This is a genomic window from Clostridium beijerinckii (assembly GCF_036699995.1).
GTDB classification, from domain to species: domain Bacteria; phylum Bacillota; class Clostridia; order Clostridiales; family Clostridiaceae; genus Clostridium; species Clostridium helianthi.
The window spans coordinates 2,719,545-2,735,073 of the sequence record NZ_CP144906.1 but is presented as its reverse complement, the minus strand read 5'-3'; the positions used below and the strand labels follow the sequence as shown (position 1 = coordinate 2,735,073).

Here is a 15,529-nt window from a genome sequence, read left to right as displayed (position 1 = left end):
TTTATTTCTACTGGCTATACATTTAATAAATATTTTATATTAAATCTTAATTTAATATAAAATACTGTAAATTTTAAATTGTCACTTTTACTGTGTCTGAATTTTTATTAGCAATTAATTCATTCGCAACTTTTATTGCTCCTGTTGGACATTTTGCCAAACATGTTGCTTCACTACATTTTTCAGCACATATTTTCTGATCCACCACTGCGAGATTATTTTGAACTTGAATAGCTCCATAGCTACAATTCTTTGCACAAAGTCCACAGCCTATACAAGCAGCACTACATAACTTTCTAGCAATAGCTCCCTTATCTTTTGAATTACAATCAACTTTTACTCTAGCATTCATTGATATCATTTGAATGACATTTTTAGGACATGATTCTTCACACTTACCACAACCAGTACATTTTTTTCTATTCACAACTGGAAGTCCATTTTCTCCCATTGTCATGGCTCCAAAAGGACAACTGCTTACGCAAGTCCCAAATCCAATGCATCCATGCTTACATCCTTTTGGTCCTCCTTGTATTAGGCTTGCTGCCTTACAATCATGAACTCCTTTGTATTTATAACTTAATGCTGCTTTTTCACTTGTTCCTTTGCATCTAACATGCGCTATTCTTGGTTCCACTTCTTCTGCTTTTTTACCTGTAATTTCTGCTACAAGTTTTGCTACAGCATCCTTTCCTGGAACGCATAAATTAGGAGGAACATCATCTTTCATAACTACTGCTTCTGCATATGCTGCACATCCTGCATAGCCGCATGCACCACATTGTCCTTTAGGAAGAATATCTTCTACTTCATGAATTAGTGGATTCACCTCCATAGCAAATTTTCTATTTGCAAATGCTAAGATAAAACCAAAAACTGCACCTATTCCTCCAAGGACCACTAAAACCATTATAACAGTAAACATAATCTTTACTCATCTCCTTTATATCATTCCTGAAAATCCCAAGAATGCCAATGCCAACATACCTGCTAATATAAAAGCAACTCCTGTTCCTTCTAGTGGTTTTGGCACATCTGCATAAACCAGCTTTTCTCTTAAACTTGCCATAAGTACTAAGGCCAGTGCAAATCCCATTCCTGATCCAATTGAGAACACTACACTTTTTACAAACGAGTAGTTTGATTCAACACTTAATAATGGAACTGATAATACAATACAGTTTGTTGCTATTAAAAGAAGATATATTCCCCACATGCTGTATAATGTAGGTGCTTGTTTCTTTATAATTAATTCTAATAATTGCACAAAACTTGCTATAAGTATTACGAAAACAATAGTTGTTAAGAATGTCAAATGATATGGCAAAAGTACAAAATTATATACAACCCATGCTAACATTGAACTTAGAGTTATAACAGAGGTAACCGCCATTCCCATACCTATTGATGCATCTAAACTTTTAGAAACTCCAAAAAATATACAAAGCCCAACAAATTTTGTTAAAACAAAATTATTTACAAGTAACGCACCTATAAACAATGTAAAATACTCTCTCATTATGCTTCACTTCCTTCTATTTTTTTAGCTTCTTTATGTGCATTGTGGAGCTTTATTGCTCCTATCATGTAACCTATTAGTATAAATGCACCAGCTGGTAGTATCATAATTAAAGGCGCGTTGTACCATGAGCCTAGTATTTTAAACCCAAGAATTGATCCACTTCCTAAAAGCTCTCTTATTACAGATATTGAAAGCATAGCTAATGTAAAACCACATCCCATTCCAAATCCATCTAAGAATGATGGAAACACTTTATTTTTTGATGCGAATACCTCTGCTCTTGCAAGTATTATAGCAAAAACAACTACTAAGTCTAAATAAATACCAAGAGCACTATATAATTCAGGTGATATTGCCTGCAATGCAAGTTCTACAACAGTAACTATAGTAGCTATAAATGTAATATAAACCGGTACTCTAACCTTTGGGTTTACAAATTTTCTTGTAAGCGATACAACTACATTATTGCTTGTAATAACAAAGGTTACACATAAGCCCATAGTTAACCCATTGATCACTGATGATGTAACAGCTAATGCAGGACAAAGACTTAAGCATAACATAAATATTGGATTTTCATCGTACAAACCCTTACTAAAAATTTTCCACTTTTCCTTCATATTATTTACCTCCTGCAAACTCTGTTACTTCATGCACAGCATTTTTGACAGCTAATGTTACAGCTCTAGATGAAATAGTTGCGCCTGTCATAGCTTGAATATCATCTTTATCAGAAGCATCTTTTGTAACTGTTAAATTTGCTTCTTTTTTTCCTTTAAATTGACTTCTAAAAGGTTCTTTTGAAGCATTATCTCCTAGACCTGGAGTTTCATTATGTGCTAGTATCTTATAATCTATTACTTCTCCAGCTGGTGTAATAGCTACAAGCATTTTAATTTCTCCACCATATCCTCTGCTTTCTCCTGGAACTACATATGCAATTACTTTACCGCCTTTTTCGGCTGTAAACCAATCAGCCTTATCTGGGACAGCCTTGAAGCTATCGGCATCACTAACTAATGCTCTCATAGATTCTTGTTTTGATATTTCTCTCTTTTCAGATGCAATTGGTGCCGTAACATAATATACTAGTCCTATTATTAAACCAGATGCCAAGCAAGTTATTATTAAATTTATTGCTATCTGAAAAATAGAATACTCCTTATTAATAGCATGTTCATTGGACATTTTACTACCCCCTTGCTCCAAATTGTTTTGGCTTTACAAAACGATCTATTAGTGGTGTTACAGCATTCATAAGTAAAAGCGAATAGCAAACGCCTTCTGGATAACCACCTATTAATCTAATTAATGACGTTATTACTCCAGCTCCTACAGCAAAAATTATTTGCCCTTTTAAAGTTATAGGTGCTGTAACCATATCTGTTGCCATAAAAAATGCACCTATAATTAATCCTCCAGCCATCATATGGAAAATAGGATCACCACTAAATAAACCTGAAGGTCCAAAAATCCAAGTTATTATTCCTACTGTTCCTATCATGCATACAGGAACTTGCCACTTTATATATCCCTTATATATAAGATAAATACCTCCAATTATAAGAAGTATTGTTGAAGTTTCTCCTGCACTTCCATTTCTTGTTCCAATAAACATAGCTTTATACAATTCTGTATTGCCACCAAAAGTTTCAATCAATTTAGAATATCCTTGTTGTTTTAATATGTTCAATGGTGTAGCAGAGCTAACAACATCTACTGAAGTTGTCATCTTTGTCCATGTTGTCATTGCAACTGGCCAAGATACCATTAATGCTGCTCTTCCAATATGAGCCGGATTAAAAATATTATATCCAAGCCCACCCATAGAATGTTTGGCTATTACAATGGCTACAAACGAACCCGCTATTATCATATAAACAGGTAACGTTGGAGACACACACATAGCTAGCAATAAGCCAGTTAAAAATGCACTTCCATCAAATGCTGTGATCTTCTTTTTGCGGAATTTTTGAACCAAATATTCAAAAGCAACTGCTGAAGCTGCACCAACAACTAAGTTTATTAATGCAGGAATACCAAAATAATATATAGAAAAAATAGCAGCTGGTGCTAATGCTATGTTTACATTCCACATTATCTTTGAGATTGATTCATCACAACGAATATGTGGAGATGCTGATACAGTAAAACTATTTTCCTGTGTGTCAGCTTCTTTTGCTTTAATTCCTTGCATTTTACTTTCTTGTACTCCAATTTCGGAACTCATTTTACCCCTTCTTCCTTTACTTTTTTTGTGCCATTGCTAAATTTTGTGATTTTGAATATTTTATATACTGAACTATGTTACGTTTTGCAGGACATGTATAAACACAACTTCCGCATTCAATACAATTTAGCAAATTATATTCCTCTTTGGCCTCTTTAAATTTATGACGTTCACCTAATATGCTTAGCATACTTGGGATTAGACCCATAGGACACGCCTCAACACATCTTCCACATCTTATACAAGGGGACTCCTCACCAGAATTTATTGCATCTTTACTTAATGCTAGAATTCCAGATACACCTTTAATTACAGGAACATCTAATGAAAATTGAGCCATTCCCATCATAGGCCCTCCCATAATTAACTTTTCTGGAGTTTTGCTAAATCCACCACAATAACTTATGGCTTCTTTAAAACTTGTTCCTATTCTTAGTAATAGATTTTTAGGTTCCTTAATTGCATCTCCTGAAACAGTAGTTACTCTTTGAATTATTGGAATTCCATTTACTACTGCATCATAAATAGCTATAACTGTACCAACATTTTGTACCACAACTCCAACATCCATAGGCAATCCACCCGATGGAACTTCTCGACTTGTAAGTACTTTTATAAGCATCTTTTCTGCACCCTGAGGATACTTTGTAGGAAGAGCTACAATGTCAACTGACGTACCCTTAAAGGCTTCTTTCATAACTTTTACTGCTTCTGGTTTATTATCTTCTATTCCTATAATTCCTTTGCTAACCCCTAGTGTTTTCATAACTATCTTAACTCCAGTTACTATACGGTCAGCATATTCAATCATCATTCTATAGTCTGCTGTCAGATATGGTTCACATTCAGCAGCATTTACGATAAATGTATCAACTTCCTTGTTTGGAGAAAGTTTAACGTGTGTAGGGAATGTAGCACCACCCATTCCAACTATTCCAGCATTTTTTATAATGTCAAGAACTTCTTTCTTCTCAAGCTTTTCCCAATCACGTTCTAATGGTATTCCATCGGCCCATTCGTCTAATCCATCACTTTTAATAACAACTGATAAGCATTTTACTAACGATGTATGTGGCATTTCTGCAATACTTGTAACTTTTCCTGATATTGATGCATGTATTGGACTATGCATAAATGCTTCACTAGTTGCTATGACCTGTCCTTTTTTTACTATATCTCCAACTTTAACTATAGGTGTACATGGTGCTCCAATATGTTGGCTCATAGGAATAGTTACTGTTTCAGGTAATGGTGGTAACTCAATGGCTTTATAAGAAGTATACTTTTTACTGTCCTTCGGATGAATTCCTCCGAGAAAACTTTTTAACATTAATAATCGCCTCACAAACCTCTTAAGAATAAATTATTTACAATTAAATTTACATAACTACAATAATTCGTAAGATAATATTTAGAATACAAGTAAATAATATTTACAATATAAGTAATATATACTTGAATAAATAATAGTTCATCAATTTTTTATTTAAATATCGAGAAATAAATCTATCATAAAATGCGAATAATTACTGGCTTGGACTTTTCATTTGCAGCACTTGCCTTATCGAAATGTTTTACAATAACAATAGATAAAGCAAATATAACTACCCCACCAATCACTTGGAACATAAATTTATTAACTCCTATATATTGACCTATAAAACCTCCTAACATCACACCAATAAATAAAGCAATTAACGGCAGAATAAATACAATAAAAGCTGCTCTCAGAACATTGGTTTCTTTTATTTCAAGAATCACTCTTTGCCCTGGCTTTGCTCCTATTTTATTATTCGCTTCTAAGATTAGGCTTTCGCTTCCCGGGCAAGCACCACAGTTTTTGCAATCACTATGTCTGCCAACTTTAATTCTTGCGGAATTTCCAACCACCTCAATTACTAGGCCTTGTTCTGTTTTCATCGTTATCAAACTCCTTAAAATTGCTTATAACTTATTACACGAATACGTTTCTATTAACTTTCATCCAGTTAAAAAATATAGCATAAATAGATCACCTCACAAATATACGTTTTCATAACATTCAATATAATACATAAAATGTAATACCTTATTAATTAATGAATTATTTGGTATTTGTTTTATTATAAACCTTTATATTTTTAATTTAAAGAATAGTTTTTAAATTAACATTTTTAAGCCGTTAATTCTTTAACATTCAAATTGCTGATTAATGTTTAAATAAGTTATTACTTAAACATTAATTAGCAATTGACTATCTTTACTGTGTAAGAAATACTCATTTAACTTCAATGTCTTTATTAAATTTTAGGCATATGATTGATATTTTTTTAACATAGTTTAACATTTAATAGATCTTTTACTAAATAATAAAACTCGCTCTTTAATTTGAAATATGTATTCTGAGTTTCTCTATTAGTTAATTGAGTTGACATATAGATGATAAATAAAATCTTTAATGTTTAAATTTTGTGGATTATTTTTAGCTTTTGGATAAACTATTAAAGTATAATAGTTTTAATAAATAAATTTGAACTTTACTTAGAAGTAGAAAGGAGAATTATTTTGGTTGAGATTAAGGAAGGTAATCATAAATTTTACATCGGGGATAACGAAGATAATATAAAAGCTGTAGTAACATATATAGATAGTGGAGAAAATAATATTATACTTGATCATACTTTTGTATCACCAGAACTTAGAGGGAAAAATATCGGTCAGCAACTTGTTAAAATGGTCGTGGATTTTGCTAGACAACATAACAAAAAGATAATACCACAATGTTGGTTTGCAGAAGAGGAGTTTGTTTCGCATAAAGAATATGAAGATGTTTGGTTCAAATAAAATTTTAACTTTTCATGAGTATCTTTGCTTATTTAGAAATAGATAAAAATTAATTAGAGAGAGTTGCTATAGAAAACTCTCTCTAATTTGGTGCATAATTTTTGTATAATTAAGTTGTATGTTTCTTAACATTCTAAGTTTTTTTCCAAATCTTCACCGCCGAGTTTTTTTACTCTTATATAATATGCAATCATCAAAATCAATTCAGCTCCAAGCCAAGCAGCCACTTCTGCAAAATAGATCCCTGTTTCTCCTATTAATAATGGCAAAAAGAGTGCTACTGAAATGCGCATGCAGAGTTCAACGATTCCAGAAATCATTGGTATAATAGTGTCGCCCATCCCTTGCAATGCATTTCTATAAATATGAAGCATATATAATATAAATAACATACTACTCATGACCTTCAAATATTTATGTGCCACATCTGTTACTGACTCAACTTCTGCTGGACTTCCAGATATAAACATCATTACAAAATAACGTCCAAAGAAAAATATAATTAGAGAAAGAGCAATGGACGTTCCAACAGTCATTTTTAAAGCTGAATTCATTCCTTTACGTATACGGTCATATTTTTTTGCTCCTAAATTTTGACCTGTGAATGTGGACATTGCATAGCCTAATGCAACTGCTACTAATTCCAGTATTCCATAAAGTTTATTTGTCGCTGTAAATCCTGCTACAAATATAAATCCAAAACCGTTTATAACGTATTGAACAACAAGACCACCAAATCCTATAATTCCATTTTGAAATGATATTGGAGTACCTAAAAAAATTAATTTTCTTATCATAAACATATCGATTTTAAATTCTTCAGCAGTAATTTTTAGTATTGATAACTTCCGCACACTATTTACACAATATAAAACCGAAAATATTTGTGCTATTACAGTTGCTATAGCAGGTCCCTTAATTCCCCACTTGAATACAACTACAAACAAAATATCTAATAATACATTAATTGCTGATGCTATAACCATAGCAATAAGTGGCGTACGACTGTTTCCTAAAGCTCTTAATATGGCTGAACACGTATTATATGCTAAAATTGCAGGTATTCCACAAAAAGCAACTAGTAGAAAAGAAAGTGAATCGTTAATAATATTTTCTGGAGTATTTAGCATTATCAATATAGGTCTAACAGCAAGTAATGATATTGTTGTCATAAGAATTCCTAGAATAATTGCAAGTATTATGGCCATTGTAACAGTTTTACGTAATTTTTTTATGTTATTTTCCCCAAAATATTGTGAAATCAGTATAGAAAAGCCCTGTGTAAAACCAATTATCATATCTATTACCATCCAATTAAGCCACGCGCCTGAACCTACAGCCGCTAAGGCTTCAACACCTATAAACTTACCTATAACTATAGTGTCCACGATTGTATATAGTTGCTGAAATATATTACCAAATATTAATGGTAATGCAAAAATAAAAATAAGCTTTGAAGGTTTTCCTTCTGTCATATCTTTTATCTTACAACCCATTTTGCCATTTCCCCCTTACGTCAATTAATTACATTAATTATTCCATTTATCTATTATCTCATATTCTAATATGAAAAAAAGATATTACATCATTCTTTGTGATTTTTACCAAATTTAATCATAACTTTTAATACGATAAAAAACAAAAAACCTTATCCATAAGAAAAATAATACATTATCATTTTTCTTATGAAAAAGGTCTTCTACTTCTCATTAACTTTGGTTAATTTATGCACCAATTGTTGCTAACATTATCGCTTTTATAGAATGCATTCTATTTTCTGCTTCGTCAAATACCACAGATTGTTTTCCTTCGAATACTTCATCAGTAACTTCCAATGCAGTCATGCCAAATTTTTCTCCTACATCTTTTCCTACCTTAGTTTTTAGATCATGGTAAGCTGGTAAACAATGCATAAATATTGCGTTTTCATTTGCATTATTCATAACATCTTTGTTTACTTGATATGGGCTCAACAATTTTAGTCTGCTCTCCCAAACTTCATCTGGTTCACCCATTGATACCCATACATCAGTATAGATCACATCTGCATTTTTAGTTCCTTTATTAACATCTTCTGTTAAAGTTATCGTACCTCCAACTTCCTGAGCTATTTCCTTGCATTTTTCCACTAACTTTTCTGATGGAAATAACTCTTTAGGTGCACAAGCAGTGAAATTTAAGCCCATCTTTGCACAAGCTACCATGAGAGAGTTTCCCATATTATTTCTTGCATCACCCATATATACAAAATTAACGCCTTTTAATCTTCCAAGTTTTTCTTCTATTGTTAGAAGGTCTGCAATCATTTGAGTTGGATGAAATTCATCAGTTAATCCATTCCATACTGGAACTCCTGCATACTTAGCCAATTCTTCAACTATTTCCTGACTAAAACCTCTATACTCTATTCCATCATACATTCTCCCAAGAACTCTTGCTGTATCTGCAATACTTTCTTTTTTCCCCATTTGAGATCCTGCTGAATCTAGGTATGTAACCCCCATCCCTAAATCTCTTCCAGCCACTTCAAATGAACATCTTGTTCTTGTAGATGTCTTCTCAAATAATAGTACTATGTTCTTACCTTTCAACTTATCATGTAAAATTCCAGTTCTTTTTAACATTTTTAATTCCTTAGACAAATCTAATAAATATCTAATCTCTTCTGGTTTAAAATCCAATAACTTCAAAAAACTTCTTCCCCTTAAATTTACTGCCATGCTCATTCTCCTTCTATTTATAATATTTTTATAAATAAAAAATCTATTTTATTTAGTATATATACTGTAAATAAGTTTATACATAATATAGATGTCCAACTTTAAAACTAGACTTATGTGATAACTTACCGAAATCATAAATATTTTGATTCCGAAAAGCTATGAAAATATCGCTGAAGGTTCTAAGCAGCAGGTTGTATCCACTTTAGCATGCTCCAACTTTCAGTTTGACAAGCTAAAATGGAACAACCTACAGCTAAGAACCTTTAACAGCTCATTTTCAAATGTTTTCTTCACAAATATATTTATGATTTCTTGTGAAGATATGAGCTTAAAGTTTTAGCAACTTTGTAAATATGTTCATCTAATAAGTCTAATTCTTAAATTGTTTATCTATTTATAAACAATATATAACTTAAATTTACGTAATAATTTTTTATTTAATCCATATATTTTTTATTATATGAATAATTATACAATAAATAGTATTATTATTCAATATTTTAATACTATTTATTTATACTCCATATTTAAATAACACTTTTTCATTTAGGATTCTAACAAGTCAAGTCGTGAACGAAAAGGAGCATCGTTCATGATTAAAATATAACCATTTTGCGATACTCCCTTCTTTAATTATTATTTTTTATAACCGTATACGATATTTGTTAAATATTATAACATATTAATATTAATTCAACTTTATTTAGAAGGTGTAAGAGCTTCTATTATAGTTGTTTCTTGATCAGTTGTTATTGTTCCTGCTGTTACTAATCCATCTAATTTAGTGTTTATCATCTCTTTATATTTTTCAATTCCTTTAGATTTATCTTTTTCTCCTAATTGCTTTTCTTGTGGTTTTAACGCATTCTCTATTGCTGTTTCTTTGTCTGAAGTTAATGTTCCAGCTGTTACCAAATTATCTAAAACTGTTTTGAAATTTCCTTTTGCATCTTTAAATGCTGTTTCTATTGCTGTCTGATCATCTGCTGTTATCACTCCAGATGTTACCAGATCTGATAGTTTAGTATTAAAGAAATCTTTATGTCCTGCATTTTTAGCTTCTGGCTTTAATGCATTTTCTATTGCTGTTTCTTTGTCTGAAGTTAGTGTGCCATTTGTTACTAGATTATTTAAAACTGTTTTAAAGTTTCCTTTAGTATTTTCAAGCGCTGTTTCTATCGCCGCCTGTTCATCTGCTGTTATTGTTCCAGCTGTCACTAAATCTGATAGCTTAGTCTTAAAGAAATCTTTATGTCCTCCATTTCTAGCTTCTGGCTTTAATGCATTTTCTATTGCTGTCTCTTTGTCTGAAGTTAGTGTGCCATTTGTTACTAGATTATCTAAAACTGTTTTAAAGTTTCCCTTAGTATTTTCAAGTGCTGTTTCTATCGCTGTCTGTTCATCTGCTGTTATTGTTCCAGCTGTCACTAAATCTGATAATTTAGTTTTAAAGAAATCCTTATATACTCCATTTTTAAATCCACCTTGTGGCATTAGTGCTTCTTTTATAGCAGTTTCTTGATCTGAAGTTATAGATCCTGCTGCTACTAAAGAATCTAATTTTGTTTGGAAACCATTCTCTCTACCTTGATGTTGAACTGCTGACTTATTGTTTGAAACATTTAAAGAATCTGCTGCAAATACTCCTGTACTTGCAGATATTACCATACTCGCTAAAATAACGCCTGTCATAACTTTACTCTTAATACTTTTATTTTTCATTTAAATTACATCCTTTCAAATATGTTATTCTATAGTCCAATTATTTTTGTATTAACTTATGTTTTCTTAAATTATATAAGATAATTTTTACAGTTTTGTCACAGAATTTAGTCAAAAATGTTACAAGAATAAAAAAATTCCATAATTACTTATCTTATTATGTAAAATCAAATAATTAGTAACTTTATATTTTTTGATCATAATATGATTGATTACACAACTTTATAAGAGTATAATTTTTTAGAATGTAAATTTACAATTTGTTATAATTATGTATTTTAAGGGAGCTACAGGTGTATGACTAAGAATTTATTAAATAAGTACTTATTTAAATTAGATGCAAATATAGGTAAACAACCTAATAAAAAGACTGTTTTAATTATATTAATTTTAATTGTTGTATCTTTAGCTAGTTTGTTTTTTATTTCTACTAATGAAAATTTATATGGAAATCCAATAGCTAAAATAACATCAATAACCGAAAATGAATCCAAAGAAGAAAATTCTACTGGAAAAATAGAACCTATGAAAAATCAAAAAATTGAAGCTATTATTATGAATGGTACGTTTAAAGGAAATTCCATTGAACTTAATAATACAACATCATTTTCTCAAGTTAACGACTTAGATTTAAAAGTAAATGATGAAATTTTTATATCTCTGCAAAGTAACGATAATAATGAAATAACTTCTGCAAAAATTCTAGATCTAAAGAGGGACAAATATGTTATTTATATGATAAACATTTTTATAGCTCTGATATTGCTCGTTGGAGGAATAAAAGGTTTTAAATCTTTAGTAAGTGTTGTTGTTAATATTTTAATTGTATTTTCAATAATTGGTCTATTTTCCAAAGGTTATGACTTAGCTATACTTTCTATAATAGGAAGTATACTTTTTATAATTGCTTCTTTATTTATAGTATCAGGAAAAAATAAAAAAACAGCTTCAGCCATAATTTGAACTTTAGTAGGTACTTTAACCTCCATGCTAATAGCTGGTATTGTGATTAAGTTAAATAATTGGAGTGGAATTCACTTTGAAGAAATGGAGTTTCTAACTCATCCTCCAGAAAAGATATTTTTCATTGAACTTATTATAGGTACACTAGGTGGAATAATGGATATTGCAATTTCTATATCTTCTGCCATAGATGAGCTTTATGATAAAAATCCCAATATTGATAGTAAGTCCATAATTAAATCTGCTCGAGAAATTGGACAAGATATTATGGGAACAATGTCAAATACACTAGTTTTTGCTTATCTAAGTGGTAGTATGCCAATAATATTACTTCTGCTTAGAAACGGGTTACCTATAACTTATATTATAAATATAAATCTTTCTCTAGAATTTATGAGAGCGCTTATTGGAAGTATAGGAATAGTTTTAAGTATTCCGATAACAATTTTTACATCTATTGCTATTCTAAAAAAACATAAGATTGGAGAAGTTTAAGATCATGAATATAATACTAATATTATTAATTATTTTATTTATCCTTATGACAATTGTTGGAGGCACAAGAGGAATTAAATCATTTTTTACTTTAATCTTAAATTTCTTTACTTTTTTCTTTATGCTTATTCTAATTGGTGCAAAAATTGATCCTATTAAAGTTACTTTTGTTTGTGCAATTTTCATTAGCTTTTTTAGCTTATTTTTTATTAACGGATTTAATAAAAAAACATTATCTTCTTTATTATCTGTTATAATAGTTATTTTCCTAGTTATGTTTATAACATATAATATGAGTATGAATGCCCAAATACAGGGTTTTAGCAATGAACAGGCTGAAACTGTTGCCTTCCTATCTCTATATGTTCAATTGAACTTTTCAAAGATTGTAATATGTGAAATTCTAATTGGATTATTGGGAGCAATTATAGATGTATCTATATCAATATCATCATCAATGAATGAAATTTATAAGAATGATCCTATGTCAAGTAAGAATAGCTTATTTAAATCTGGAATGAATATTGGCAAAGATATCTTAGGAACTATGACTAATACCCTTCTCTTTGCATACATAAGCGGATTTATGACATTAATAATATATTTTAATGAACTTAATTACCCTATCTCTACTATTATAAATGAAAAAGTTTTTTGCTCTGAAGTATTTCAAGTTTTAAGCTGTGGCATAGGTATTATTCTTATCATTCCTATCACTGCATTAATATCTTCAAGACTTTTAGTTTTAAACATGCACTCAACGAAAAATATGACCGTATAAATATTATTTTAAAAAATAAAAAACTATTTTGTTGTCTATCTATCCTTTTAAATAGTTAAACAACAAAATAGTTTTTTATCTCTATATCCTTCAATTGTAGTTAAATTAACTTAATCTAAATTCCTTATATAATTTCCAAGTTCCTTCTTCCCATTTATAAATAGTTATATTATCGAAGCTACACTTAAACTCGCAATTATATCGATGAATGTAATCCCAAACTTTATCATAAATAAATTTTAAATTCTTTGATGCCAAGGTCACATGGAAAGTTTTATTTTTGCCATCTTTTTTATCAAATTTAATATATGGTATCTCATTCATTTTATCGATTAGTCTATCATGAACTTCTTTTGCCTCCTTAGACATATTTACCTTCATAAAAATTACCCTATCATTAAAATGATCATATCCATCAATTGTAAATGGCTCTGCTTTTTCCACTTTAATAAATTCATCGAGAGCATTATTTAAATCTGCAATTCCATCATCATATTCAAAAGGTGCCTTAATTGTAAAATGTGCAGGAAGTTTAGATGATTTTGCTTTAAAATTTCTAAAAAGTTCTTTTCTTAAATTATTATTAAAATCTCCTGCTTCACCGTGTACTACAGAAACTATTACATATCTCATATCTATTTCTCCTTACATAATCAAACTTACTGTAATTAAGTTTATAGCTTATAATCAAATTCTCATTCACAATTCTATTTTTTCATTACAATAAAATATTATGTAAATATTTATCGTTATTATTATCCTATCAAATTTATGTGCCGAAGGCATTTCCATGCATATCTCAATAACTATAAATTCTTTATCTTAAAAACTATTTTATCATAAACTTTTTTCATGTGTTGTTCATTAGAAAATAAATTTATTTCATCAATAGGTATCCATTTAACAGCACTATTTTCATCTGGCTTAACAATAAGCTTCTCAGTTTCATCAGCTTCAATAATATATGCTAGAGAAGCATGTAAATGCGGAGAAACAAATATTCCTTTTTTTACATGTCCAAAGACAGGTAAAATATCTATTGAGGCTATTTCATTATTAACAGGTATTAAATTTTTTACCCCCGTCTCCTCTCCTGCTTCTTTAATAGCAACAGACAATAAATCTTTCTCTCCATCAGCATGGCCACCAGTCCATGCCCATGAATTATATATATTATGATGAACCATTAAAACCTTGCTTCTAGCTTTATTAATCACAAATGCTGAACTTGTCATATGTATAATTTCATTATCTCTAGTTAAAATATCATCAAATATGCTAGAATACTTTAATATAATTTCCTTATCCTTCATTTCCTGCTCATTACAAGGATTATAATCCTTTACTGCATCAATCCACTCCATAATTTATCTCACTCTCACTAATTTTATATATTCTATAAACTACTATACCATATATTTGAAGTGTTTCAAGTTAATACTTAGTAGGTTTCAAAACTGGGTATTATTTCATATTTGACATACTATTGACACAATAATGATATATATTATATTTGAGATAGTAATTTAATTATTATTATTTCTCCCCATAATTAATAATTATATAAATGCTAACAAAGGTGTAAATAATGACTTATTCCCCTAAATAGGTCATTATTTATATTTTGTGCTCTAATGAATAAATTTTTTTTAAATATTAATAATATTATTAACATCAATAATCTATATTAATATAAATTCAAGAGGTGAAAAAAATGCTTAAAGCATTGAGTTATATAGGAAATAAGCTTAATAATTTAAATATCGTTTGGGGTGTAGGAGGATCAGTCTTACTAAGTAACTTTGGACTTTTAGATAGCCTAAATGATATATATATTTTTATTGATATAAACGATATTGAAAAAATTGATGAAATGCTTAAAGGTATAAACAATGAAAAACCAAACAAAGAAAGCAAATTATATTCACCAAAATATTTTTATAGATCTATTATAGAAGGCTCTGAGATTAACATAATAGCTGGATTAAAGATTAATCATAGAGATGGTACGTTCAAATATATTTTTCATTCTGATTCAATCTCAGAATCAACGAAAATTAATGGGATAGATATTCCTTTAATGTCCTTGGAAGATTGGTATGTACTCTATCAATTAGATCCTAACAGAAAAAAAGAAGCAGCGCTAATAGAAAAATTTCTATTAACAAATGACATAAAAAATCCAAATTTGCTAGAAAGATCATTAAGAGGTGATTTACCTATGGAATTAATCAACAAAATTGAAAGAATGTTAGTTTAATCATAAGTAA

The 15,529-nt window shown here is 29.8% G+C and carries 15 protein-coding genes and 1 pseudogene; 4 read left to right on the top strand and 12 right to left on the bottom strand.

Features of this window, described 5'->3' with window-relative positions:
- Positions 1–73: 73 nt before the first annotated feature.
- The 7 genes from rnfB to PZA12_RS12680 form a co-directional block, all read right to left on the bottom strand.
- Positions 74–925: an RnfABCDGE type electron transport complex subunit B gene (gene rnfB / locus PZA12_RS12710; RefSeq protein WP_077843641.1), complete on the bottom strand. Its 852-nt coding sequence runs from the start codon at positions 923–925 to the stop codon at positions 74–76.
- Between the two features lie 18 nt (positions 926–943).
- Positions 944–1,519: an electron transport complex protein RnfA gene (locus tag PZA12_RS12705; protein WP_012058667.1), complete on the bottom strand. Its 576-nt coding sequence runs from the start codon at positions 1,517–1,519 to the stop codon at positions 944–946.
- Complete coding sequence (rsxE, locus tag PZA12_RS12700; RefSeq protein ID WP_077840646.1) at positions 1,519–2,142, bottom strand: electron transport complex subunit RsxE; 624 nt, start codon at positions 2,140–2,142, stop codon at positions 1,519–1,521. The genes PZA12_RS12705 and rsxE overlap by 1 nt, the downstream gene beginning before the upstream one ends.
- Before the next feature lies 1 nt (position 2,143).
- Positions 2,144–2,710 (bottom strand): RnfABCDGE type electron transport complex subunit G, encoded by a 567-nt coding sequence (locus PZA12_RS12695; RefSeq protein WP_077843640.1) that lies wholly within the window; start codon positions 2,708–2,710, stop codon positions 2,144–2,146.
- 4 nt (positions 2,711–2,714) lie between these two features.
- Positions 2,715–3,752 (bottom strand): RnfABCDGE type electron transport complex subunit D, encoded by a 1,038-nt coding sequence (locus PZA12_RS12690; protein WP_103699123.1) that lies wholly within the window; start codon positions 3,750–3,752, stop codon positions 2,715–2,717.
- 16 nt (positions 3,753–3,768) lie between these two features.
- Positions 3,769–5,082: an electron transport complex subunit RsxC gene (gene rsxC / locus PZA12_RS12685; protein WP_103699122.1), complete on the bottom strand. Its 1,314-nt coding sequence runs from the start codon at positions 5,080–5,082 to the stop codon at positions 3,769–3,771.
- 179 nt (positions 5,083–5,261) lie between these two features.
- Complete coding sequence (locus PZA12_RS12680; protein ID WP_012058662.1) at positions 5,262–5,672, bottom strand: SoxR reducing system RseC family protein; 411 nt, start codon at positions 5,670–5,672, stop codon at positions 5,262–5,264.
- Positions 5,673–6,296: 624 nt separating this feature from the next.
- On the opposite strand from PZA12_RS12680, the gene PZA12_RS12675 reads away from it, so the two are divergent.
- Positions 6,297–6,575, top strand: coding sequence for a GNAT family N-acetyltransferase (locus tag PZA12_RS12675; protein ID WP_103699380.1), 279 nt, complete (start codon positions 6,297–6,299; stop codon positions 6,573–6,575).
- Between the two features lie 125 nt (positions 6,576–6,700).
- Here PZA12_RS12675 and PZA12_RS12670 read toward each other — a convergent pair whose 3' ends face one another.
- From PZA12_RS12670 to PZA12_RS12660, 3 genes are all read right to left on the bottom strand, one after another.
- Positions 6,701–8,071 (bottom strand): MATE family efflux transporter, encoded by a 1,371-nt coding sequence (locus tag PZA12_RS12670; protein WP_103699379.1) that lies wholly within the window; start codon positions 8,069–8,071, stop codon positions 6,701–6,703.
- 228 nt (positions 8,072–8,299) lie between these two features.
- The gene (gene argF, locus PZA12_RS12665) at positions 8,300–9,295 is read right to left on the bottom strand and encodes an ornithine carbamoyltransferase (protein WP_103699378.1); all 996 of its coding nucleotides are present in this window, start codon (positions 9,293–9,295) and stop codon (positions 8,300–8,302) included.
- A 702-nt stretch (positions 9,296–9,997) separates the two neighbouring features.
- Positions 9,998–11,020, bottom strand: a complete 1,023-nt coding sequence (locus PZA12_RS12660) for a hypothetical protein (RefSeq protein ID WP_078115600.1) — start codon at positions 11,018–11,020, stop codon at positions 9,998–10,000.
- Between the two features lie 297 nt (positions 11,021–11,317).
- Here PZA12_RS12660 and PZA12_RS12655 point away from each other — a divergent pair.
- Positions 11,318–12,478: pseudogene (locus PZA12_RS12655) on the top strand (YibE/F family protein).
- Between the two features lie 4 nt (positions 12,479–12,482).
- Positions 12,483–13,259: a YibE/F family protein gene (locus PZA12_RS12650; protein ID WP_078115602.1), complete on the top strand. Its 777-nt coding sequence runs from the start codon at positions 12,483–12,485 to the stop codon at positions 13,257–13,259.
- Between the two features lie 105 nt (positions 13,260–13,364).
- Here PZA12_RS12650 and PZA12_RS12645 read toward each other — a convergent pair whose 3' ends face one another.
- Together PZA12_RS12645 and PZA12_RS12640 are read right to left on the bottom strand one after the other, a co-directional pair.
- Positions 13,365–13,892, bottom strand: coding sequence for a 2'-5' RNA ligase family protein (locus tag PZA12_RS12645; protein WP_078115603.1), 528 nt, complete (start codon positions 13,890–13,892; stop codon positions 13,365–13,367).
- 173 nt (positions 13,893–14,065) lie between these two features.
- Positions 14,066–14,623, bottom strand: coding sequence for an NUDIX hydrolase (locus PZA12_RS12640; protein WP_077843630.1), 558 nt, complete (start codon positions 14,621–14,623; stop codon positions 14,066–14,068).
- Positions 14,624–14,973: 350 nt separating this feature from the next.
- Here PZA12_RS12640 and PZA12_RS12635 point away from each other — a divergent pair, with 350 nt between their 5' ends.
- Entirely contained in the window at positions 14,974–15,519 is a 546-nt protein-coding gene (locus PZA12_RS12635) for a hypothetical protein (RefSeq protein ID WP_078115604.1), read from the top strand.
- The last annotated feature ends 10 nt before the right edge of the window (positions 15,520–15,529 follow it).

What these genes read in the sequence shown, in the direction of transcription:
- rnfB (WP_077843641.1), bottom strand. Translation starts at nt 925, where the DNA reads ATGTTTACTGTTATAATGGTTTTAGTGGTCCTTGGAGGAATAGGTGCA.
- PZA12_RS12705 (WP_012058667.1), bottom strand. Translation starts at nt 1,519, where the DNA reads ATGAGAGAGTATTTTACATTGTTTATAGGTGCGTTACTTGTAAATAAT.
- rsxE (WP_077840646.1), bottom strand. Translation starts at nt 2,142, where the DNA reads ATGAAGGAAAAGTGGAAAATTTTTAGTAAGGGTTTGTACGATGAAAAT.
- PZA12_RS12695 (WP_077843640.1), bottom strand. Translation starts at nt 2,710, where the DNA reads ATGTCCAATGAACATGCTATTAATAAGGAGTATTCTATTTTTCAGATA.
- PZA12_RS12690 (WP_103699123.1), bottom strand. Translation starts at nt 3,752, where the DNA reads ATGAGTTCCGAAATTGGAGTACAAGAAAGTAAAATGCAAGGAATTAAA.
- rsxC (WP_103699122.1), bottom strand. Translation starts at nt 5,082, where the DNA reads ATGTTAAAAAGTTTTCTCGGAGGAATTCATCCGAAGGACAGTAAAAAG.
- PZA12_RS12680 (WP_012058662.1), bottom strand. Translation starts at nt 5,672, where the DNA reads ATGAAAACAGAACAAGGCCTAGTAATTGAGGTGGTTGGAAATTCCGCA.
- PZA12_RS12670 (WP_103699379.1), bottom strand. Translation starts at nt 8,071, where the DNA reads ATGGGTTGTAAGATAAAAGATATGACAGAAGGAAAACCTTCAAAGCTT.
- argF (WP_103699378.1), bottom strand. Translation starts at nt 9,295, where the DNA reads ATGGCAGTAAATTTAAGGGGAAGAAGTTTTTTGAAGTTATTGGATTTT.
- PZA12_RS12660 (WP_078115600.1), bottom strand. Translation starts at nt 11,020, where the DNA reads ATGAAAAATAAAAGTATTAAGAGTAAAGTTATGACAGGCGTTATTTTA.
- PZA12_RS12650 (WP_078115602.1), top strand. Translation starts at nt 12,483, where the DNA reads ATGAATATAATACTAATATTATTAATTATTTTATTTATCCTTATGACA.
- PZA12_RS12645 (WP_078115603.1), bottom strand. Translation starts at nt 13,892, where the DNA reads ATGAGATATGTAATAGTTTCTGTAGTACACGGTGAAGCAGGAGATTTT.
- PZA12_RS12640 (WP_077843630.1), bottom strand. Translation starts at nt 14,623, where the DNA reads ATGGAGTGGATTGATGCAGTAAAGGATTATAATCCTTGTAATGAGCAG.
- PZA12_RS12635 (WP_078115604.1), top strand. Translation starts at nt 14,974, where the DNA reads ATGCTTAAAGCATTGAGTTATATAGGAAATAAGCTTAATAATTTAAAT.